This is a genomic window from Lutibacter sp. (assembly GCF_033723435.1).
Lineage (GTDB): Bacteria > Bacteroidota > Bacteroidia > Flavobacteriales > Flavobacteriaceae > Lutibacter.
This window is the reverse complement of record NZ_JAWVXC010000001.1, coordinates 489,048-511,202: the sequence shown is the minus strand read 5'-3', so window position 1 is coordinate 511,202 and position 22,155 is coordinate 489,048. Positions and strand designations below refer to the sequence as shown.

The window sequence follows — 22,155 nt, the reverse complement described above, 5'->3', positions numbered from 1 at the left end:
AAAGGATTTCGATATCCTGTTCAACCTTTGACTACATTCTTTTAGGAACATTAATTCCTAATAGTTTAAATGCAGATTTTATAGTTTCACCAACTTTTTTAGAAAGTTGGGTTCTTCTAATTTTTTCTTGTTCATTTTCACATCCTAAAATAGGAACACTTTGATAAAAAGAATTGTATTCCTTTACTAAATCGTAAGTGTAATTAGCAATTAATGCAGGACTATGATTGGCTGCTGCATTTTGAATAATTTCAGGAAATAAAAATAATTGTTTAATTAAAGAGCGTTCTTTTTCGTGTAAAGGCGATTCTCCAATTTCTAATGTTGTATTATAATCAAAATCGGCCTTTCTTAAAATGGACTGAATTCTGGCATAAGTATATTGAATAAACGGACCTGTGTTACCTGCAAAATCAACGGATTCCTCTGGGTTAAATAAAATTCGTTTTTTAGGATCTACTTTTAAAATATAGTATTTTAAAGCTCCTAAACCAATGGTTTTATACAATACCTCTTTTTCTTCCTCAGAATATCCTTCTAATTTTCCTAGCTCTTGAGAAATAGTACGAGCTGTATCGGTCATTTCTAACATTAAATCATCAGCATCTACCACAGTTCCTTCTCTTGATTTCATTTTTCCACTAGGTAAATCTACCATTCCGTAGGATAAATGATAACAATTTTTAGCCCAACTATATCCTAATTTTGATAGGATTAAAAATAGAACTTTAAAATGATAATCTTGTTCATTACCAACAGTATATACTAACTCTTCAAGGTCAAAATCTTTAAAACGTTCAATAGCAGTTCCAATATCTTGCGTCATATAAACGGCAGTTCCATCGGCACGTAATACAATTTTTTCATCTAAACCATCCTCGGTTAAATCAATCCAAACGGAACCATCTTCTTTTTTGTAGAATATGCCTTTTTGTAAACCTTCAGCAACAATATCTTTTCCTAATAAGTAGGTATTACTTTCGTAATAATTTTTATCAAAATTTACACCTAATTCTTTATACGTTTCATCAAAACCATCAAATACCCATTGATTCATGGTTTTCCAAAGCGTAACCACTTTTTTATCACCAGCTTCCCATTTACGTAGCATTTCTTGCGCTTCTAAAAGAATTGGAGCTTGTTTTTTTGATTCTTCTTCTGTTTTTCCTTCAGATATTAATGTTGCAATTTCTTTTTTATATTCCTTATCGAATTTTACATAATAATCGCCAACTAATTTATCTCCTTTTAAACCCGTACTTTCAGGAGTTTCCCCATTTCCATAACGTTGCCAAGCTAACATGCTTTTACAAATATGAATTCCTCTATCGTTTATTATTTGGGTTTTATAAACTTTTTTACCTGCAGCAGCAATAATTTCAGCAACAGAATAGCCTAATAAATTATTTCTAATATGTCCTAAATGAAGCGGTTTGTTAGTATTTGGCGAAGAATATTCTACCATTACTGCTTTATCTTTTGGATTTGGAGCTACAAACCCAAAATTTTTAGTTTTATAAATAGCGTTAAAACTGTTTATAAAAAAAGAATCGCTAATAACTAAATTTAAAAAACCTTTAACCACATTAAAACGGGTTACTTCTGCAACATTTTCAACTAAATATTCCCCTAGTTTTGTGCCTATCTCTACAGGATTTCCTTTTATAGAGCGTAAAAATGCAAATACCACAATGGTAAAATCTCCTTCAAAATCCTTTTTAGTAGCTTGAAATTCAACGGAATTAATAGTAACTCCATAAATTTCTTGTAAACCGTTTTTAACTGCCTGTTCTAGTATTTTTTGCATTATTCTATTAGGTAATAAATTGAAGTGCAAAAATAGTAAATTACAATTTGTTTTTACTGTTTTATAAATTCAAATTCAGTAAAATCAAAATCAGGATTAGGAACATCTATATGTAATTTTGAAACGGCTCCATTTTTATCTACATCAAACCATAATTTTCCTTCTGGTAATGAAGCTAAATGTTTTGGAAAATTAATGGTAAAAATAGATCCATTCCAATGTTTTAAAACACCGTAAAAAATAGGGGTTTTGTCCATTGTAAAATAAAGCGCATTATTTTTAATAGATACCGTTACCGTACCATACATTTTATCTCTATAGATACCTGTGTAATCTTTTAGTGGTAAAGTTTTTGGATCAAGTTTATTTCGTAAATCTTCATTTTTTTTAGATTTAACATTTGCAACACTATCCTGCTTTTTTTTGTAAGAAAGGTACATAGCAGACCAGTCTTTTCCATCTGTTTTACCAGTTAATAAAACATCTAAAATTTTATTAGTTAAAGCACTGGACACCCAATTTATAGAATTGGTTAAAATTACAGCACCTATTTTTTTTTCAGGAATATAAAAAGATTTAGAAATCATTCCGTCATAACCGCCACTATGTGAAACTACTTTGTAACCTTGATAATCTTGTAAACTCCATCCTAATCCGTACGATTTAAAATGTACTTTTTCATCATTATCGCGTACAGAAAAATTAGTATGTGGTGTAGTTAATTGATTAAAACTTGTTTCTGAAAAGTATTTTTTACCATTTACAGTTCCTTTATTTATATTTAATTGAATCCATTTTGCAAAATCGTTTGCAGAAGAAATAATTCCACCAGCTGGAGCAATATTATCCCAATTAACCCAATCTAAAGCTATGTTTTCACCATTTTTATAATAATAAGGTGTGGCATAATTGGAGGTGTTTTTAAGCTGAGAAGTAGAAGTTAGTGTTCTATTCATTCCTAATGGCTTAATAAAATGTTTGGTAACATAATTTTGCCATGATTCTCCGGAAATTTTGGTTAAAACTTCACCTGCAGTTAAAAAAGCAATATTTGAATATCCAAAAGTAGTTCTAAACTCGTATTTAGGTTTTAAATATTGTTGTGCTGTAATAATTTCTTTGGGTGTTTTTGTAGTAGCATACCACAATAAATCGCCACTAAAAGTAACTAAACCACTGTGATGGCTAAGTAAATCTTCAATAGTAAAATGGTTGGTAACATAATCATTATACATTTTAAAATAAGGAATATAATCTACAACATTGTCCGTCCATTTTAATTTTTTTTCTTCTACTAATTGCGCTAAAGAAGAAGCGGTAAAAGCTTTTGAATTGGATGCAACAGCAAATAAAGTATTGGCATCAACTTTCGTTTTTTTAGCAATGTTTGCATAGCCATAACCTTTACTAAAAACAATAGAATCGGCATTTACAATGGCAATTGCCATTCCAGGAACTTGCCACTCCTTTAAAGATTTTTCAAAATAAGCATCTAATGATTTTAATTGTGTAGTTGTTTGTGAAAATAAAAGTGTTGAAGTAAGCACAAACGTTATAAATAAATATTTTAATTTCATGATTTTTGATTTGAAAACGAATGTAATAAATATTTTTTTAGTAGTTACAAGCCTAACTGTTTATATTTGCACTATGGATAAATTTTTAAAAGAATTACCAAATTTAGCGGCAGATAAGTTAGTAGAGAATAAAAAATATTTTGCAAAATTAAAAAAGCGAACTCCTAAAAAGTTAGATTTAATAATGCAAGATTTACACTTTAAGGAATTTGAAAAAACAGATTGTTTAACTTGTGCTAATTGCTGTAAAACTACAAGCCCAATTTTTACTGAAAAAGATATTCAGCGTATTGCAAAGCATTTAAAAATGAAGGTTGTTAATTTTATTGCACACTATTTAGAACGTGATGCAGATGATTTTTATGTGTTAAAAACAGCTCCTTGTACTTTTTTAGATTTACAAGATAATACTTGTTCTATTTATGATGTACGCCCAAAAGCTTGTAGTGAGTATCCACATACTAATAGAAGAAAATTTATTCAGCTAACTAATTTAACTTTAAAAAATACTGAAATTTGCCCAGCAGTTTTTAATATTGTAGAAGCATTGAAAGAAAAGGTACCTTTATAAAAAAGTAAGTCCCACCGAAGCAAGACTCAAGATTTTTCATCTACGTTCTTCTGTTTTTACAAGTAATTGTTCAAATTTAGTAGTTAGTGAAGTTTTGTTACCAAAAAATAGGGTACGTTTAATCATAGCTTTATTTTTAAGAGTATTTATATAACACTTAAATATACTTATAATTAAACATTTAAAAAAAGTTTGCGAAAATAATAAAAAAAAGAAGTAAAATTACTTCTTTTTTGGAACAAATGCATTAGTTTTCAACATTACATTGTGTAAAACAAAAAGAGAACACAAAATCTTAAAATTCATACTTATGTTATCTTCGTATGGTAATAAAATAGTTTTATTACTGCCCCCAAAGGGTATAATTATTTAATTTTTAGAAATATGGTTAAAATAAAAGCCATTCCTAGAGCAAACCCATTAGATGCGGCTGCTCAACCAAAATTTTATGCACATGCTATTGCCGATGGGACGGCAGATTTAGAGCGTTTGGCATATTTAGTGTCTAACCACAGTACGGTACGCGAATCAGATTGTTACGCAGTACTGAAAGCCTTGCAGTTTTTTATTATTGATGAGTTGAATCAAGGTAGAATTGTGAAACTTGACAATATTGGTAGTTTTCAAATTGGAGTTCGCTCTAATGGTATGGAACTTGCCGATGAGGTTAGTGGTAATACGGTACGAAGTGCCCATTTGAATTTTAGGCCAGCAAAACCGTTGCGTAAAATGCTTGCCAATGTTGAATTTAAATTAAGTAACGGCTAGCACCCTTTTTTTAATTTAGTTTTAGTAGAAACCCTGATAGTTCCAGCTGTCAGGGTTTTTTTATGTGGATTAATTAAAAATTAACTTAGCGATTTTTTTAAATATAACGGTTAAGTTATTTAAATTGCTAAGGAGAGTTGCATAAACTGCTCTAGCAATTTGAACAAATTGCTTAGTATTATTTTTTAATGGATAAGTTATTTTTTTTTACAAAAAAAAGCTCAAAATAAAACGGCTAGCACCACTTTTTTTGAGCAATAGTTTTAATAGAAACCCTGATTGGTTCCAGCCAATCGTTTATTTCATAGTGTAAAAGTAATTTACAGATTTGAGTTCAACAATGTTTTTAACATTTATTTTCAGGTAGTGGAAGATAACTATTAAACTTTAAAAATTAATAAAAAGGTCCAATTTGCTAAAAAATTATTTAATTTATTTAAATTAATACATTAAATACTTTGCCCTTATTTTTTTAAACTTTTTAATGGCTGGTTGCCATGATTTATGAATTTCTTTTGCAGACAAACCTTTTTTTAATTGTTGTTCTAACAAGGTATTTCCGGCATGTTTTGTAAATGTAGCTCCAAAAAAAAGTTTGTTTTTAGGCGTTTTAGTATAAGCATCAACTAGCCACTTAATGTTTATATAGTTTAATTTAGGAACATTTTTTAAAGATACGCCATAGCATAATTTGTTTTCAAACTTTGGATGTTTAGCTCCAAAATTTGGTTTGGGAGTATAACTAAAATCACTTTTTGGAAAAAATGGCGCTCCATATTGTTGAAATTGATTTTCAGTTCCTCTACCAGCATTAATAATAGTACCTTCAAAAAAACCTAAACTTGGGTAAAGATTAATCGCTTTATCATTAGGTAAGTTAGGGGAAGGGCGAATAGGTAAAGAGTAATGACTTTGGTGTGTGTAATTTTTTAAAGGGATAACTGTTAAATTGCATGGTATGCCGTTTTTTAACCAATGTTCGCCATTTATCATTTTAGCGTACTCGCCAATGGTCATTCCATAAACTAATGGTACAGGATGCATTCCTACAAAACTTTTATATTTTATGTCTAGCGTTGGTCCATCTACATAAAACCCATTTGGATTTGGTCTATCTAAAACCATAAGCGGAATATTATTTTCGGCACATGCTTCCATTACATAATGTAGCGTGGAAATATAGGTGTAAAAACGAACACCAACATCTTGAATATCAAAAATTACTAAATCAATACCGTCTAATTGTTCGTTAGTTGGTTTTTTATTTTTACCGTAAAGCGATACAATTGGTAACCCTGTTTTAGCATCCGTATTATTGGCTACAAGTTCGCTAGCATCTGCAGTTCCTCTAAATCCGTGTTCTGGTGAAAAAACTTTTTTTATGGTAATATTTAAGGCTAATAAGCTATCCACTAAATGTGTATAATTACTTCTACTTTTAATGATTACCGAAGTTGGGTTGGCAACTATAGCAATGTTTTTATTTTGTAAAAATGGAACATATAATTGGGTTTGTTGCGCTCCTGTTTTAATTGGTTGGCTGTTTACAGAATTTATTTTTTTAGTTAATTCTTGTCCGCAGGAAATCAAACTAAAAAATAATAAATAAAACAGTAAGAAATATGTATTTTTGAAGAATTTAGAAATTAAAAACATTGAATTACGAATTATTTATTGCCAAACGGATTATCGCTACAAAGCGGTATAAAAGTAGTATATCATCACCAATAATAAAAATTGCAAGTATTGCTATAGCAATAGGTATAATTATTATGATGATTTCTGTTGCTACAGGTATTGGTTTGCAAAAAAAAATTCGTGAAAAAATAGCAGGATTTAATGGTCATATACAAATTACAAATTTTGACAATAATAATTCCAAAATAACTTTAAAACCTGTTTCTACAAAGCAAAAGTTTTATCCTAAGTTTAAATCTATTACTGGCATAAATAATATTCAGGTATACGCGACAAAGGCTGGGATAATTAGAACGCCAACAGATTTTGAGGGAATTATTTTTAAAGGAATTTCTAGCGATTATAATTGGAGTTTTTTTAAAGATTATTTAGTAGCAGGAAAGTTGCCAAATTACAATGGAAAAGTATCTAATGAAGTTTTAATTTCAGAAGAAATTTCAAACAGATTACATATAAATTTAGGAGACGAATTTAATATTTTATTTGTAAAAGATAATCCTTCAAAAGCACCATGGATTAGAGTGGTAAAAGTGGTTGGTATTTATAATTCTGGATTTCAAGAGTTTGATGAGAATTATGTTATTGGGGATATTAAGCACATTCAAAAAATGAACAGATGGAATGCAGACGATGTTGGAGGTTTTGAAATTATCCTAAATAATTTTGACAATATAATACCTAAAACTAAAGAAATATATCAGCAAATTGATTCTACTTTAAATTGCGAAAATATTGTAGAAAAATATCCTGCTATTTTTGAATGGATAGGTTTATTTGATAATAATATTTATTTGATTATTACTATCATGATTTTGGTTGCAGGTATTAATATGATTACTGCATTATTAGTTTTAATACTGGAGCGTACCCAAATGATAGGAATTTTAAAAGCGTTAGGTTCTCCAAATAAAAGTATTCGAAAAATATTTTTATACAATGCTACTTATATCATTTTAAAGGGATTATTTTGGGGTAATTTAATAGGATTATTGTTGTTAATTGTTCAAAAATATGGAGGAGTAATTACCTTAAATCCAAATACCTATTACGTAAATCAAGTACCAATATATATAAGTTTTAATTATATTTTACTCTTAAATTTAGGTACCCTAATTTTATGTTTATTAATGTTATTAATTCCTTCCATAATTATAACAAAAATAAATCCATCAAAATCTATAAAATTTGAATAACAACATTATTTAGTAGGAAGAATAGTTCCATTTTTTTCTAAATATTTTTTATGCACTGGAGTTTTTAAAGGTAAAGTAATGTTTTCTGTTTGAGTAATTTTTGTATTCTGATGGAATACAGAATCTAATTCTACTTTGTGACTATCAGGTTTTAAAATGAAAAAGTTTAAAGAGAATGAAGCAACAATAGTTAAATAAAGTAATTTAAATTTCATAATAAACAATCTTAATATTAGTAATTAAATTAACTTTAGTGGGGAAAACAATTATTAAATTGTTTCTAAAATATTAGCAATTATTTGTAGGGATAAATAATTGCAGCTAATATATAAATAATATATTATTAATCAAACAGATAGGTTTAATTAAGATGTTAAAATAACAAAATTTACAGATTTTAATATTTCGTAAATTATAATTACTTGTTATCTTTGCCACCTCAAATAATAATATGAATTACGCACAAAATATATTAGGAACTATTGGTAATACACCTTTAGTAAAATTAAATTCCATTGTAAAAGATATAGATGCTTTAGTATTAGCTAAGTTAGAAACTTTTAACCCAGGAAACTCTGCTAAAGATAGAATGGCAGTTAAAATGATTGAAGATGCAGAAAAGCAAGGATTGTTAAAGCCGGGAGGAACCATTATTGAAGGAACATCTGGAAATACAGGTATGGGATTAGCTTTGGCAGCGATCATTAAAGGGTATAAACTGATTTGTGTAATTAGCGATAAACAATCCAAAGAAAAAATGGATATTTTAAGAGCAGTTGGCTCAGAAGTAATTGTTTGTCCTACCGATGTGGAACCTGAAAATCCACGTTCGTATTATTCTGTTTCTAAAAGATTAGCTACGGAAACTCCTAATTCTTGGTACGTAAATCAATATGATAATCCTTCTAATTCGTTAGCGCATTATGAGCAAACAGGACCAGAGATTTGGGAACAAACTAAAGGTAAAATTACTCATTTTGTTGTAGGAGTAGGTACAGGTGGAACAATTTCAGGAATAGGAAAATATTTAAAAGAAAAAAATCCGAATATAAAAATATGGGGAATAGATACCTATGGCTCTGTTTTTAAAAAATATCACGAAACAGGTATTTTTGATCCAAATGAAATTTATTCGTATATCACAGAAGGTATTGGAGAAGATATTATACCTAAAAATGTGGATTTTAGTGTAATTGATGGTTTTACTAAAGTAACCGATAAAGATGGAGCAGTTTATACAAGAAAATTAGCCAAGGAAGAAGGTATTTTTTGTGGTAATTCAGCAGGATCAGCAGTAAAAGGATTATTACAATTAAAAGAGCATTTTACCAAAGATGATGTAGTTGTGGTATTATTCCATGACCATGGAAGTAGATATGTTGGAAAAATGTACAATGATGAGTGGATGCGTGAACGCGGATTTTTAGATAGTGAAAAAGTAGTTGCTTTAGATTTAGTTAAAGAGCATATTAATGCACCACTTATTACCGTTAAAACAGAAGAGTTAGTATTCCATGCTATAGATAGAATGCGAGCAAATGATATATCGCAACTACCAGTGGTTGATGTTACAGGTTTTGTTGGTTCTGTAGATGAAAGTGATTTATTTAAGCTTTATTTTAATGATAAGGAAAGTGCAAGCACACCAGTTAAAAATGTAATGAGTGAACCATTTCCAATAGTTAAAAAAAATACTTCTATTGATGCTATTTCAAAGTTAATTAATAAAGATAATAGTGCTGTTTTAGTAGATTTAGAAGATGGAAACTACCAAATTATTACTAAAAACGATATAATTAATGCTATTCAGTAGTTTATTTAAGATGTAATATTTAAATTTATACTATAAAAAATAAATAAAATGAAAAAAATATATCTAATAATTTTTATTTTATCTTTTGGTATAAATATAAATGTAACCGCACAAAACGCTGATTTAAATAGCGAAAATACAGGTAAAATTTGCTTTATTCGTTCAACAGGATTTATGGGCTCGGCAAGTGCTTTTAAAACCTTTATAGATGGTAAATTTGTTTGCAAATTAAATAATAAAAGATACTCTATACATGAAGTTCCGGTTGGAAAACATAGCTGCTCAGTTCAATTTGGAGGTAAAAAATCTAAAGAACGTGCTGAAAAATTTGAAGTTGAAGTAAAACCAGGAGAAATTACCTATGTTCAAATTGTATTTGAAACAGGTATTTTAATCAATAATATTTATTGTGAAGAAATAACTAAAAATACGGCACTTAATAAAATGAAAAAATTAAAAGAGGATAAAAAATGCCTCTAAACAATAGTTAAGTACTTATAAAGAGTTAGAACTCACTTGTAAAGTGGAATTTTATAGTTGGGTATTTACTTTGAGTCATTTGAATAGTAAAAGCGGAGTCTGCTAAAAACACCAATTGACCTTGTTTGTCTTTAGCTAAATAACGTTGTTTTACACGTTTAAAATCTTTAAACTCCTCATTTTTTTCATCTTCAGGTTCTACCCAACAAGCTTTATGCACAGGTAAGTTTTCGTAAGTACATTTGGCACCATATTCATGTTCTAAACGGTATTGAATAACTTCGTATTGTAAAGCTCCAACTGTACCAATTATTTTTCTTCCGTTAATATCTAGGGTAAATAATTGAGCTACTCCTTCATCCATTAATTGATCTAAACCTTTGTATAGCTGTTTGTATTTTAATGGGTCGGCATTATTTACATACCTAAAATGTTCTGGTGAAAAGCTAGGAATTCCTTTAAAATTTAAAACTTCATTTTCGGTTAATGTATCTCCAATTTTAAAATTTCCAGAATCTTGTACACCAACAATATCCCCTGGAAATGATTCTTCTACAATTTGTTTTTTTTCTGCAAAAAAAGCATTTGGACTAGAAAACTTCATTTTTTTATTTAACCGAGTATGTAAATAAGGTTCATTTCGTTTAAAAGTACCAGAAACAATTTTAACAAAAGCTAATCTGTTTCTATGATTTGGATCCATATTTGCATGAATTTTAAACACAAATCCAGTTAGTTTTTCTTCTTTAGAATCTACTAAACGTACATCTGCCATTTTTGGTTGTGGAGAAGGTGCAATTTCTATAAAGCAATCTAATAGTTCTTTTACGCCAAAATTATTTAAAGCAGATCCAAAAAATACAGGTTGTAGGTTTCCTTCTAAATATTCATTTTTATCAAATTTAGGGTAAACTTCTGTAGCTAATTCTAATTCCTCACGTAATGTATTTGCTGCTTTATTTCCAATAATATCATCTAATTCAGGAGTAGAAATATCGGTAAATTCAATTCCTTTGGTAACCGTTTGTTTATTTTCAGAAGAAAATAGATTTATTTTTTTTTCGTAAATATTATAAATCCCTTTAAAATCGTATCCCATACCAATTGGGAAACTTAATGGAGTTACGTGCAGCCCTAATTTTTGTTCTACTTCATCTAATAAATCAAATGCATCTTTACCTTCACGGTCTAATTTATTAATGAAAACAATCATAGGAATTTTACGCATCCTACAAACTTCTACTAATTTTTCTGTTTGTTCCTCTACACCTTTTGCAACATCAATTACCACTATAACACTATCTACAGCCGTTAAAGTTCTAAAAGTATCTTCTGCAAAATCTTTATGACCAGGAGTATCTAATATATTGATTTTCTTATTTTTATAGATAAATGCTAATACCGAAGTTGCAACTGAAATACCACGCTGGCGTTCAATTTCCATAAAATCGGAAGTAGCACCTTTTTTTATTTTATTATTTTTTACTGCACCAGCTTCTTGTATGGCACCACCAAATAGTAATAGTTTTTCTGTTAAGGTAGTTTTACCAGCATCGGGATGCGAAATAATTCCGAAAGTACGTCTGCGTTGTATCTCTTCTAAAAAAGTCATGTACAAAAATTTGAGGTGCAAATATATGGCTAAATAGATGAATAGCCAATTCCAAAAGAATAGAATATTAACCTCTAATTTTATCGAGAAGGTTGTTTAGTTGGGTTATTTCATTTAAGGATAAATGATGAATTTTAGCATCAAGGTCATCTTCTTGTTTGTCAATTTTTGCTAAAATATCTAATCCTAGTTGTGTAATTAATATGTCTTTTTGTCTTCTATCTTGTTTGCATTCTTTTCTAATTACTAGTTTTTTTGCATGCATTCTATCCACAATTCTGCTTATGTCAGAGTTTTTATCCAACATACGCTCTTTTACCAAACCTATACTAGAAGTACTAGGGTATTGTCCTCTTAAAATTCGAAGTACATTAAACTGAGTAGGGGATAATTTAAAAGGTTTTAAAATATCATTGAGCTGGTTAGTAAGATAATTTTCTGTATAATGAAGATTTACTCGTGCTTTTGAATATTCATTTCTGAATTTACTTTGAATTTCTTCTTCAATTTTCATAAGTGTTAAATTTAGATAATATAAACAAATGCAAACTATTAATTTAAATAGTTTGCATTCAGGATAAAATTATTTTTTTATTAACTCTACTTTACAAGAAATATTTACATCTTCACCAATAAGTAATCCGCCAGCTTCCATGGTTGAATTATATTTTAAACCAAAATCAACTCTATTTATGGTACCTGATACTTTTAAACCAGCTCTTGTGTTTCCCCAAGGATCTTTAATTGTACCACCATAGGTCATTTTTAAAGTGATTGGTTTAGTAACGCCATGTAGGGTTAAATTACCTTTTAAATTGTAAATTCCATCAGAAACTTTTTCAACTGCTGTGCTTACAAAGGTCATGGTAGGATATTTTGCAACATCAAAAAAGTCAGCACCTTTTAAGTGATTATCTCTTTTCTCGTTATCTGTTGATACACTGTTTATAGCTACAGTAAAATTAATTTTAGCATCGGAAAAATCATCTTTAGTGGTTTTAATATCTCCATCAAATTTGGTAAACTGACCTTCAACTTCGGATATTACCATATGTTTTACGGAAAAATGCACAGAAGAATGTGCTTTATCAAAATTCCAAACGGTTTGTGCACTTGCAAACGTAACTGCTAATAGTGCGAATAATAAACTTATTTTTTTCATTTTTAATTGTTTTAATTATTAGTACTTTGCAAATATATGTTAAAACATTATATGTTGCAACATATAAATAATAAATTTTATAAGTATTTTATTTTTAGTTTATTAAATAATTGTAAATCAATATATTATGATTTAAAATTAAATTTTAATCCCAAGCTTAAAAATTGTAAATTTGTAAATATTTTATAAAATGAAAGAAGAACAAGTTATATTAGTAAACGAAAAAGATGAGCAAATAGGTTTAATGCCTAAAATGGAAGCGCATGAAAAAGCAGTATTACACAGAGCTTTTTCGGTATTTGTTTTTAATGATAATAATGAATTATTATTACAACAACGTGCAGCGGATAAATACCATTCCCCATTATTATGGACAAATACTTGTTGTAGTCACCAACGTGATGGAGAAACTAATATTGAAGCTGGTAAAAGACGTTTACAAGAAGAAATGGGGTTTGTTTGTGAGTTAGAAGAAAAAACTTCGTTTATATATAAAGCTCCCTTTGATAATGGCTTAACGGAACATGAATTAGACCACGTTATGGTTGGAAGTTATAATGAAAATCCTGTTATAAATAGGGAAGAAGTTGAGCGTTTTAAATGGATGAAATTAGAAGATGTTAAAAATGATATAGAAGCAAACCCTGATGTATATACCGAATGGTTTAAAATTATATTTGCTAAATATTATAGTTTTTTAAATACTTAAAATAGTTATGAAAGTTACCGTTAATAGAAAAGCACATTTTAATGCAGCGCATAGATTGTATAATTCAGATTGGACAGATGCCAGAAATGCAACAGTATTTGGCAAATGCGCTAATCCTAATTATCATGGGCATAATTATGAATTAATAGTTTCTGTTAAAGGTGAAATCCATCCAGAAACAGGATTTGTAATGGATATGAAAATTTTAAAAAAATTAATTGAAACTGAAATAGAAGAAAAGTTTGATCATAAAAACTTAAACGAAGAAGTAGAAGCATTTAAAGAACTCAATCCTACAGCTGAAAATATAGTAGTGGTAATTTGGAATAAATTACGCGCTAAAATTGATAAAAAATTAGAGCTTTCTATTACTTTATATGAAACACCTAGAAACTTTGTAAGTTATTCAGGAGATTAAGTTAATAAAAACATTCTAAATTATTATACAAACAATTTAGAATGATTTTTATTTTTAGATAAAAACTTTTTAGGATTCTTTTTTCTTACAAGTATTTATTCCAAGAGGTAAATATAGCGGACAAAAGCTAATTAGGCTTGTTAATACAAAAATTGCAGCTAAAGCTAGTAAAACAATACCAAGTGTACCAGGTATAATTCCTTGCCAATATAAAATAACAACAACAACAGCAATTAAAACTCTGATAATTTTATCCGTAGAACCCATGTTTTTTTTCATTTTTAGACTTTTTTTAAGATTAATAATTACCTAAAAGTATCAAATTTTTTAAAAACAATTATTCTTTTTTGTTTTTATTTAATTCATCCTGCAATTTTCGCATAACTTTTTGTTCTCGCTCTAAAGCTTTTGTTCTATGCTCATTGTATTCGTTTTCTAACTCCTTTAAAGTTTCTTTTGTATGCTGTGTTATACTATTACTTTGTTTGAATTTGGATATAAAAAATGCAAGTAATAAGGCTAATACACCAATTATAAAAAATAAAATAGATTTAAATGTGGCTTTTTTTATTTGCATTCCTAAAAAGGAAATACTTTGTTTTTCATTAGTTAAGGTTTCAATATTTCTATTGGAACTTTTTATACTGGCTTGTAAACTATCAATAGTAGCTTTTTGCTTATTTATAGTTTGATAATTTACTATAATTTCTTTCTGAGATTTAACCAACGAATCTTCTACGTTTCTTTTTAATTTTTGTAACCAATTATATTGAACAACTTTATAGTTTTGGTATCTGTTTGATTTCTCTATCAGATAATTAAATTGATTTTTTACAGAACCTGTATCGATAAATTTTTTGTTAATTTGACTAAATCCACTCCAGGAAATTAGCACTGTGGCAATTAATAAAGCTAACTGTTTTTTCATAAGTTAAAATTAGGTTTTTTTAGTAACGATATATGTAGTTACTTATTGCACTTTTATAGCTATTATATAAATCTTTTATCGGATTTAAAATGGTATTTATCAATATCTTTTTTATCTGCTAACCAACCTTTTTTTGTGTTAGTTCTATTATCAAAATCTTCAAAGTAGGGTTTTATATCTATTAAAGGCGAATCATTCATCATATCTACATCTAAAATATGAATTTTATTTCCTTCTATTTTTTCAATTTCTACTACGGAAATACCTATTTTATTTGGTCTTTTTGGAGAACGAGTGGCAAATATACCTTTTGGCGTATCGTCCATAAAAGGAATAACCTCTAATTTTGTGTTTTCCACTAAATGCAATTGGTAAATTAACATAATATGCGAAAAACCATCTACCCCTTTTAATCCTTCACTAAATTTTGGAAACACTTCAATAATACCTTTTATACCTTTAGCTCCAATAGGTTGAATTGGCATGTTTTCTGGCGTTTTCCAAGGGGTTTTGATAATTCCAATTGGCTCTAATTCAATTTTTTGCGAGTTCATTAGCTATTTAATTTGTAATAATTTTCTAATTCATTCAAGTAAATTTGTTTTGTTTTGCTATCTAAAAATGAATATTGAAAACTATTTTTTGCTAATTCATATAAATCCTTTTTAGTTAAATTTAAGGCTTCTTGAATTTCTATATAGTTCTGATTTACTTGTCCGCCAAAATAAGCAGGATCATCCGAATTAATAGTAATTTTCAACCCTAAATTCATCATTTTTTTAAGAGGATGCTTTTTTAAATCGGTTACCACTTGTAATGCAGTGTTAGAAAGCGGACAAACCGTTAAAGCTATGTCTCTTTTTTTAATTTCTTCAATTAAAGTTTCGTCTTGTAAAGCATTATTTCCGTGATCAATTCTTTTAATTTTTAAAATATCTAAAGCTTCCCAAACGTAATCTGAATTTCCTTCTTCGCCAGCATGTGCAACAGGAATATAGCCTTCTTTAATAGAAGCTTCATAAACATTTTTAAATTTTGAAGGTGGATTTCCTTTTTCAGAAGAATCTAATCCTACCGCTGTAATTTTATCTTTAAAAGGGAAAGATTGTTCTAAAGTTTTAAACGCATCTTCTTCGCTTAAATGACGCAAATAACTCATTATTAATAAGGAGGTAACTCCTAATTTTTCTTTAGCAACCTCACAAGCTTTTGAAATTCCATTAATAACTGTTTCAAAAGCAATTCCACGTTCTGTATGTGTTTGAGGATCGAACATAATTTCTGTATGACGAACATTTTGTGCTGCACATTTTTGCAAATAGCTATAGGTTAAATCGAAAAAATCTTGTTCTGTAATTAAAACGCTTGCGCCTTGGTAATAAATATCTAGAAAATCTTGTAAACAATTAAATTTATACGCTTTTTCAATTTCTTCCACGGAGTTATATGGAATGCTAATTTTATTTCGATTGGCTATTTTAAACATTAAAGCAGGCTCAAATGAGCCTTCTATATGTAAATGTAATTCAGCTTTTGGTAAGTTTTCAATAAATTTTTTCATGATATGCTATTAATCCTTTATTAGTTTTAGCTAATAATTTTTATTTTGTGTTGCAAAATTAAGGCATTTAATAAATTTAAAGGATATTTGTTTAAAAATAAATTATGATGAAATATAAGCTATTAATTATTATAATGATTGTTATAGGCGTTATTATTTATAAAAATGAAAACAAGGATATGAAAAAAATTGAAGTAGGAGATCCAATTCCTAATATTACTTTAAAAAACGAAAATGGAGTTGAGGTAAATATTAATAACATAAAGAAACCATTAATAATCTATTTTTATCCAAAAGATGAAACACCAGGATGTATAAAAGAGGCTTGTAAATTTAGAGATGAGTTTCAAAGCTTTGTTGATTTAGGGGTTCAGGTTTTTGGAATTAGTGGAGATTCTTCAGCTTCACATAAAAATTTTAAGGAAAAATATCATTTACCTTTTACCTTATTGGCGGATACGAATAATGAAGTTCGTAAAGAATTTGGAGTTCCTAAAAGTTTACTTTTTTTACCTGGTAGAGTTACTTATGTAGTAAATGAAAAAGGGATAGTAACTTATATGTTTAACAGTCAGTTTGGTGCTGAAAAACATATTGAAAATGCTTTGAAGTTTTTAAGAAAAAATAAGACTGCTATCAAATAATAGCAGTCCTATAACATTCAAAATTTGTCAAGAGGCTTTTGAAATAGTTTCTTTTAATTGAAGCTTAAATATTGCTTTGCAAATTATAGATTCATTGTTTTTACTTTCTTTATTTACTAAAACCAACAAGTTTAGTTCTTGATTTTTTAACGCTATTACTTCTGCATTTAACTGTAATTTATCATCTAAATAAGCGTTTTTTAATAATTTTAATTTAAATAGTTTAGGTGTTTCGTTAATCATATCTTCTTGATTAGAAAGTAAACTCCATACAAAACCTTCCATTTGTTGGTATAAAACATTTGGCAATAAAGCTTTGTTATTGTTAATGTCGTTTTTAGTTACTTTAAAGTTTTTTTTAGGTGTTGAAAAAATATTTTGCAATGCTTTCATGATATTATTTTTAAGGATTTTTTTCAGTGAGTAATGGTATTTTGTTTTTCAGTGTGTAGATATAATTATGCTGTTGGCGCATTTGTTTAATGGATTTGGATAAGGATGTTTTCATAATATAAATTATTTAGGTTTTTAAAATTGCTGTAAAAAAAAAGTGCCTTTTATAAAAAAGCACTTTTAAATTAGTTTATAGTTTTTGTTTATTATCTATCTATTTTATAAAAAGTACTTTTAACTATATATACAGGTTGGCGCTTCATAAAATGCGAATATTGCATCTGATTAAGCGAAATAATTGTGGAAACACAAAAATTCATAATTTCCAAAATAGTACTATGTATATTTTCTAATACTTTCATAATTACTTCAAAAGTAAAATTTTATTTTTAAAATCAAATTCTTAGCGTCTTTATTTAACAATTTTAACTTTTTGTTTTAAATATTTAACAAGATAAAGTTAATAAATACACAAAAAAATCAGGTGTTTAATAAAGTAAGTGGAATTATTATATATTTAAAATGAATTTAAAGATGTAACTATTTTTTTGATTTTTTTGTAAAGAACTAAATTTAGTTGCGTCTATACTTCAGAATAACAATTAATTTTTAAATACTAACTTATGAAAAATTTCAAAAAAACTTCATTATTAACTGGCTCATTAGTAGCTGGCGTTTTACTTTCAACTTCTGATGTTGCTGCAACAAACAACTTAACATTTGATTATTTGGGAACAGGAGCAACCGTTAGAACTCAATTATTAGCAAACGGAACAGTTAATGTTTTAACTTCAGTTACTGAAGGTTTAAAATCTATTGAAGGTAAATGTGGAGACAAAAAATCAGAAACAAAGTCTAAAGAAGCAAAATCAAAAGACGCAAAATGTGGCGAAGGTAAATGTGGTGATAAAAAAGCTGCTAAAAAAGCCGAAGCAAAGTCTAAAGATGCTAAGTGTGGAGAAGGTAAATGCGGAGATAAAAAATCAGAAACAAAGTCTAAAGAAGCAAAATCAAAAGACGCAAAATGCGGTGAAGGAAAATGTGGAGATAAAAAAGCTAAAAAATCTGAAGTAAAATCTAAAGAAGGAAAATGCGGAGGTAAAAAATAACTAATTTATAAAATATGGTTGATTAGAACCTTGTTTCAATCAACCATATTTATTTAAAAAAATAAATATGGTAGGAATTGGTTATAGAAAGGATTTTGCAGAAGAATTTTCAAAAAATACATTAAATCCAGCATTTATTGAAGTTGCACCTGAAAATTGGATAAACGTAGGTGGTTATTACAAAAAAATGTTTGATAAAGCTTTAGAAAAGTATCCGCTTTTTGTACACGGTTTGTCACTTTCTGTTGGAAGTCCAGAAGGAATTGACGTAGCTTTTGTAAAACAAGTAAAACAGTTTTTAGAGGAAACTAAAGCTGTAGAATATTCGGAACATTTAAGTTTTTCTAAATGTGAAAATGCACATCTTTTTGATTTATTACCAATGCCATTTACTGAAGATGCCGTAAAAAACGTTTCCAAAAATATCAGACAAGTTCAAGATATTTTAGAGCGAAAAATAGCAATTGAAATAGTAAGTTATTATTCTCCAATTGCACCTGAAATGAGTGAAATTGAATTTATAAACAACATAGTTTCTGAAGCAGATTGTAATTTGCTTTTAGATGTAAATAATGTTTATGTAAATGGATTTAACCATAAATACAATCCAAAAGAATTTATTCCTCAATTAGATTTATCCAAAGTAAAATATATACACATGGCTGGACATACTAAGGTTGCGTCAGATTTAATTATTGATACGCATGGTGAAAATATTATTGATCCTGTATATGATTTGTTTCAATTTACTATGGAATTAATGCATAGAGATATTCCTGTTTTGTTAGAACGTGACTTTAACATTCCTGAATTAGAAGTTTTACAATACGAAATGGATAAGTTAACAACTATAAAAGCTAATGCTCTTAAAAAATACAAGAATGCAATTATTACCTAAAACTTTTCAATACCAAACAGATTTAGCAAATTATTGTAAAACAGGTGATTATATTTCTATTCCTGGAGTAAATGAAAAGAATATAAAACATTATCGCAGATTAGTTTTTAACAATGTTTATGACAGTATTACCTCAGCATATCCTATTACAAAAAAATTATTTGGAAAAAAGAAATGGAAAAAAGTAGTTAATCGATTTTTTAGTTCACAAAAAATTCAAAGTTCACAAATTTGGTATATGCCAAAAGAATTTAAGGATTACGTAATTAGTCACGAAAACAAGTTACTTAATAAATATGCTTTTTTAGCAGATTTATTACAATTTGAATGGCTTGAAATTGAGGTGTTTATGATGCCTGATGAAATTATAGAATATCTTACTGAAACTAACTTATATTATATAAATCCTGAAATAAGACTTATAAAAACAACATATCCAATACATTTAAAAAAAGCTAAAAATATTACAGAAGAAGATAAAGGGAATTATTTTATTTCATTACACAGAAACAAAGAAACTGGCGCAGTAGAATTTACAAATTTGTCTATTCCTTTTGTAGATGTTTTAGAAAATTTAATGGAAAAGCCTTTGACAGAAAACGCTATTTTAAATATTTTACAAAAATATGTGGAGTTAACAACTGCAAAAAGTGCTTTTCATCAATTTGAACAAATAGCTATTACTAACCAATTATTATTTAAAAAATGAAAAAACTAATTACATTCAACCAGAATTTAGGAAGAAAATTAAGCAAGTTAAAGGATTTACCATTGTTATTTTTACGTATAATATTAGCCGTTGGATTTTATGGTCCAGCAATGATGAAGTTAAAAAATATAGATGGTATTATTTCTTGGTTTGCAGATATGGGCATGCCAATGCCTGCTTTAAACGCTTATTTGGCAACTGCAACAGAAAATTTAGGAGTTTTATTTTTAATTTTAGGTTTTTCAACCCGTATTATTTCAGTTCCGTTAATTATAGTAATGATAGTTGCTATTAAAACGGTTCATTTAGCAAACGGATTTGAATCGGGCAATAATGGTTTTGAAATTCCATTATACTATATTTTAATGCTATTTACGCTATTTATTTATGGTCCAGGAAAATACAGCTTAGATTATTTATTTAATAAAAGAATTAAGTAATATCACAATTTATTAATAGATTACTTTTTTAATTTTTTAAAATAAATTAATTTTTATGTTATTGTATTTAAAACTCGTAAATTTGTAGTATTATAAAAAAATATAAATTATGGCGAGTATAAGAATTTTAAAGAAGGATATTAATTACGTATTAGGTGATATTATTGAAGAATGTTACACTTGGGAATTATTAAATCCTAAAGCAGATACTAAAAAAAGTGAAGCTATTATAGATGAAGCAATTGCTGCCTTTGACGAATTAATTGATAAAATTAATTTAAAAAATATTGAAAATAAAAAAGAGCATTATAGAAAAATTGAAGCAGAGTTAGAAAAAAAAGCTAATGATTTAATTACTAAGGTAAATAAACTTTAAAAATCTAAATAAATAATTGTTTATTGTCTTGTTTTTTATTAAATTTATACAATAATAAATAATATTAACACGTTCTTAAATTACCAACTTAAACCTCTAATTTATGGCAAGAGCAATGTTTGAGTACACTAAAGTAGTACTCCAAAAGGTTAGCTTTAATAAAGATTTATTTAAAAAAGAATTAGAAAAAGCAATTAACCGATTGCTACCCTATGAGCTAAAAGAATTGTATTTATGGTTGAAAGAATTTACTTCTAATAAACCAAATCTTCAAGCGTGTTTAGCAATAGTTAAAAATTAAAAAAGGAGCTTATAGCTCCTTTTTTTTATGTAATGGACTTATAATTTGTACATCATTAAAAGCTATTACACCTCTAATAATACTATCAATTATATTTTTTAAGGTATCAATTAAATGTATTTTTAATTGTGATTTATGGTAAATAATACTTACTTCTCTCGCTGGAATAGGATCATTAAAAGTTCGAAGATTTTTTTTGTCTTTTTCCGTTAAATCTAAAGTCTGCAGATAAGGTAATAGTGTCATTCCTAAACCTTCATTTGATAGTTTTATTAAAGTGTCAAAACTGCCACTTTGTATTTGAAAATTTTGAAAATTAACTTTATTAGCATTACATAAATTCAAAATGTTTTCTTTAAAGCAATGACCGTCTTCAAGTAATAAAATATCATCAATATCTAAACTATCTACATTTAAGTTATTTTCTTTATGTAATCTATGTTCTTCAGGTACATAACCAACAAATGGTTCATAGTAAATTACTTTTTCTTTAATGTTTTCATTTTCTAAAGGAGTAGCTGCAATTCCAACATCAATATGCCCATCTTCTAATTTTTTTATAATTTCTTCCGTGGTTAACTCTTCAATTTTTAAATTTACTTTTGGATACTTTCTAATAAATACTTTTAAAAAAAGTGGTAATAATGTTGGCATAATGGTAGGTATAATACCTAATTTAAAATCGCCGCCAATATATCCTTTTTGTTGTTCTACAATATCAGTAATTCGATTACTTTCATCTACAATAATTTTGGCTTGTTCTACAATTTTTTTTCCAATTTCAGTAAGTTGAATTGGCTTTTTACTTCGATTAAAAACTTTAGTGTCTAATTCTTCTTCTAATTTTTGAATTTGCATACTTAAAGTGGGTTGTGTAACAAAACTATGTTCACTTGCAACCGTAAAATTTCTATGCTCTGCAACAGCTAAAACATATTTTAATTGTGTGATAGTCATACTATAAATATTTTAGATAAAGATATTAAAA

General features: G+C 27.7%; 27 protein-coding genes. 14 read left to right on the top strand and 13 right to left on the bottom strand.

The annotated features are described in order from the left end of the window. Positions 1-31: 31 nt before the first annotated feature. On the bottom strand, positions 32-1,807 hold the full coding sequence (argS, locus tag R3342_RS02355) for an arginine--tRNA ligase (protein ID WP_318938059.1): 1,776 nt from the start codon (positions 1,805-1,807) through the stop codon (positions 32-34). Positions 1,808-1,860: 53 nt separating this feature from the next. Then, positions 1,861-3,384 carry a serine hydrolase gene (locus R3342_RS02350; RefSeq protein ID WP_318938058.1) on the bottom strand — a complete coding sequence of 508 codons (1,524 nt, stop codon included), beginning with the start codon at positions 3,382-3,384 and terminating at the stop codon, positions 1,861-1,863. Positions 3,385-3,457: 73 nt separating this feature from the next. On the opposite strand from R3342_RS02350, the gene R3342_RS02345 reads away from it, so the two are divergent. Beyond that, complete coding sequence (locus R3342_RS02345) at positions 3,458-3,955, top strand: YkgJ family cysteine cluster protein (RefSeq protein WP_318938057.1); 498 nt, start codon at positions 3,458-3,460, stop codon at positions 3,953-3,955. Positions 3,956-4,339: 384 nt separating this feature from the next. Continuing rightward, a complete protein-coding gene (locus tag R3342_RS02340) occupies positions 4,340-4,723 on the top strand; it encodes an HU family DNA-binding protein (protein ID WP_318938056.1) in 384 nt (127 codons plus the stop codon). Between the two features lie 441 nt (positions 4,724-5,164). On the opposite strand, the gene R3342_RS02335 is transcribed toward R3342_RS02340, so the two are convergent. Then, a complete protein-coding gene (locus R3342_RS02335; RefSeq protein WP_318938055.1) occupies positions 5,165-6,379 on the bottom strand; it encodes a DUF1343 domain-containing protein in 1,215 nt (404 codons plus the stop codon). On the opposite strand from R3342_RS02335, the gene R3342_RS02330 reads away from it, so the two are divergent. Next, positions 6,379-7,614 carry an ABC transporter permease gene (locus R3342_RS02330; protein WP_318938054.1) on the top strand — a complete coding sequence of 412 codons (1,236 nt, stop codon included), beginning with the start codon at positions 6,379-6,381 and terminating at the stop codon, positions 7,612-7,614. The genes R3342_RS02335 and R3342_RS02330 overlap by 1 nt on opposite strands. 5 nt (positions 7,615-7,619) lie before the next feature. On the opposite strand, the gene R3342_RS02325 is transcribed toward R3342_RS02330, so the two are convergent. After that, complete coding sequence (locus R3342_RS02325; protein WP_318938053.1) at positions 7,620-7,829, bottom strand: hypothetical protein; 210 nt, start codon at positions 7,827-7,829, stop codon at positions 7,620-7,622. 236 nt (positions 7,830-8,065) lie between these two features. Between R3342_RS02325 and R3342_RS02320 the strand changes: the two genes are divergently transcribed. Together R3342_RS02320 and R3342_RS02315 are read left to right on the top strand one after the other, a co-directional pair. After that, complete coding sequence (locus R3342_RS02320) at positions 8,066-9,427, top strand: pyridoxal-phosphate dependent enzyme (protein WP_318938052.1); 1,362 nt, start codon at positions 8,066-8,068, stop codon at positions 9,425-9,427. 48 nt (positions 9,428-9,475) lie between these two features. Then, positions 9,476-9,907: a DUF2846 domain-containing protein gene (locus tag R3342_RS02315; protein ID WP_318938051.1), complete on the top strand. Its 432-nt coding sequence runs from the start codon at positions 9,476-9,478 to the stop codon at positions 9,905-9,907. Between the two features lie 25 nt (positions 9,908-9,932). Here the strand turns inward: R3342_RS02315 and R3342_RS02310 are convergent, their stop codons facing one another. From R3342_RS02310 to R3342_RS02300, 3 genes are all read right to left on the bottom strand, one after another. Then, the gene (locus R3342_RS02310) at positions 9,933-11,519 is read right to left on the bottom strand and encodes a peptide chain release factor 3 (protein WP_318938050.1); all 1,587 of its coding nucleotides are present in this window, start codon (positions 11,517-11,519) and stop codon (positions 9,933-9,935) included. 67 nt (positions 11,520-11,586) lie between these two features. Next, positions 11,587-12,033 carry a MarR family winged helix-turn-helix transcriptional regulator gene (locus tag R3342_RS02305; RefSeq protein ID WP_318938049.1) on the bottom strand — a complete coding sequence of 149 codons (447 nt, stop codon included), beginning with the start codon at positions 12,031-12,033 and terminating at the stop codon, positions 11,587-11,589. A 69-nt stretch (positions 12,034-12,102) separates the two neighbouring features. Further along, positions 12,103-12,681: a YceI family protein gene (locus R3342_RS02300; RefSeq protein WP_318938048.1), complete on the bottom strand. Its 579-nt coding sequence runs from the start codon at positions 12,679-12,681 to the stop codon at positions 12,103-12,105. Positions 12,682-12,871: 190 nt separating this feature from the next. On the opposite strand from R3342_RS02300, the gene idi reads away from it, so the two are divergent. Both idi and R3342_RS02290 read left to right on the top strand, forming a co-directional pair. After that, entirely contained in the window at positions 12,872-13,390 is a 519-nt protein-coding gene (gene idi, locus R3342_RS02295) for an isopentenyl-diphosphate Delta-isomerase (protein ID WP_318938047.1), read from the top strand. 7 nt (positions 13,391-13,397) lie between these two features. Next, positions 13,398-13,808, top strand: coding sequence for a 6-pyruvoyl trahydropterin synthase family protein (locus R3342_RS02290; RefSeq protein WP_318938046.1), 411 nt, complete (start codon positions 13,398-13,400; stop codon positions 13,806-13,808). Positions 13,809-13,877: 69 nt separating this feature from the next. On the opposite strand, the gene R3342_RS02285 is transcribed toward R3342_RS02290, so the two are convergent. The 4 genes from R3342_RS02285 to R3342_RS02270 all read right to left on the bottom strand — a co-directional run bounded on the left by R3342_RS02285 (position 13,878) and on the right by R3342_RS02270 (position 16,297). Next, on the bottom strand, positions 13,878-14,087 hold the full coding sequence (locus tag R3342_RS02285; protein ID WP_318938045.1) for a DUF2892 domain-containing protein: 210 nt from the start codon (positions 14,085-14,087) through the stop codon (positions 13,878-13,880). A gap of 58 nt (positions 14,088-14,145) precedes the next feature. Then, positions 14,146-14,736: a tRNA (guanine-N1)-methyltransferase gene (locus R3342_RS02280; protein ID WP_318938044.1), complete on the bottom strand. Its 591-nt coding sequence runs from the start codon at positions 14,734-14,736 to the stop codon at positions 14,146-14,148. 62 nt (positions 14,737-14,798) lie between these two features. Next, a complete protein-coding gene (tsaA, locus tag R3342_RS02275) occupies positions 14,799-15,290 on the bottom strand; it encodes a tRNA (N6-threonylcarbamoyladenosine(37)-N6)-methyltransferase TrmO (RefSeq protein WP_318938043.1) in 492 nt (163 codons plus the stop codon). Next, the gene (locus tag R3342_RS02270) at positions 15,290-16,297 is read right to left on the bottom strand and encodes an adenosine deaminase (RefSeq protein WP_318938042.1); all 1,008 of its coding nucleotides are present in this window, start codon (positions 16,295-16,297) and stop codon (positions 15,290-15,292) included. Before R3342_RS02270 ends, tsaA begins: the two co-directional genes overlap by 1 nt. 104 nt (positions 16,298-16,401) lie before the next feature. Here R3342_RS02270 and R3342_RS02265 point away from each other — a divergent pair, with 104 nt between their 5' ends. Beyond that, positions 16,402-16,941: a peroxiredoxin gene (locus R3342_RS02265; protein WP_318938041.1), complete on the top strand. Its 540-nt coding sequence runs from the start codon at positions 16,402-16,404 to the stop codon at positions 16,939-16,941. A 27-nt stretch (positions 16,942-16,968) separates the two neighbouring features. Here R3342_RS02265 and R3342_RS02260 read toward each other — a convergent pair whose 3' ends face one another. Next, positions 16,969-17,334 (bottom strand): hypothetical protein, encoded by a 366-nt coding sequence (locus tag R3342_RS02260; RefSeq protein WP_318938040.1) that lies wholly within the window; start codon positions 17,332-17,334, stop codon positions 16,969-16,971. A gap of 623 nt (positions 17,335-17,957) precedes the next feature. Between R3342_RS02260 and R3342_RS02255 the strand changes: the two genes are divergently transcribed. The 6 genes from R3342_RS02255 (at position 17,958) to R3342_RS02230 (ending at position 21,167) form a co-directional block, all read left to right on the top strand. Continuing rightward, positions 17,958-18,443: a hypothetical protein gene (locus R3342_RS02255; RefSeq protein ID WP_318938039.1), complete on the top strand. Its 486-nt coding sequence runs from the start codon at positions 17,958-17,960 to the stop codon at positions 18,441-18,443. 67 nt (positions 18,444-18,510) lie between these two features. Continuing rightward, entirely contained in the window at positions 18,511-19,341 is an 831-nt protein-coding gene (locus tag R3342_RS02250) for a DUF692 domain-containing protein (protein WP_318938038.1), read from the top strand. Continuing rightward, positions 19,325-20,050: a putative DNA-binding domain-containing protein gene (locus R3342_RS02245; RefSeq protein ID WP_318938037.1), complete on the top strand. Its 726-nt coding sequence runs from the start codon at positions 19,325-19,327 to the stop codon at positions 20,048-20,050. The genes R3342_RS02250 and R3342_RS02245 overlap by 17 nt, the downstream gene beginning before the upstream one ends. Beyond that, entirely contained in the window at positions 20,047-20,490 is a 444-nt protein-coding gene (locus R3342_RS02240) for a DoxX family protein (RefSeq protein ID WP_318938036.1), read from the top strand. Before R3342_RS02245 ends, R3342_RS02240 begins: the two co-directional genes overlap by 4 nt. A 109-nt stretch (positions 20,491-20,599) precedes the next feature. Beyond that, a complete protein-coding gene (locus R3342_RS02235; protein ID WP_318938035.1) occupies positions 20,600-20,866 on the top strand; it encodes a hypothetical protein in 267 nt (88 codons plus the stop codon). A 103-nt stretch (positions 20,867-20,969) separates the two neighbouring features. Beyond that, on the top strand, positions 20,970-21,167 hold the full coding sequence (locus R3342_RS02230; protein ID WP_318938034.1) for a hypothetical protein: 198 nt from the start codon (positions 20,970-20,972) through the stop codon (positions 21,165-21,167). Positions 21,168-21,176: 9 nt separating this feature from the next. Here R3342_RS02230 and R3342_RS02225 read toward each other — a convergent pair whose 3' ends face one another. Next, positions 21,177-22,124, bottom strand: coding sequence for a hydrogen peroxide-inducible genes activator (locus R3342_RS02225; RefSeq protein WP_318938033.1), 948 nt, complete (start codon positions 22,122-22,124; stop codon positions 21,177-21,179). Positions 22,125-22,155: the final 31 nt, after the last annotated feature.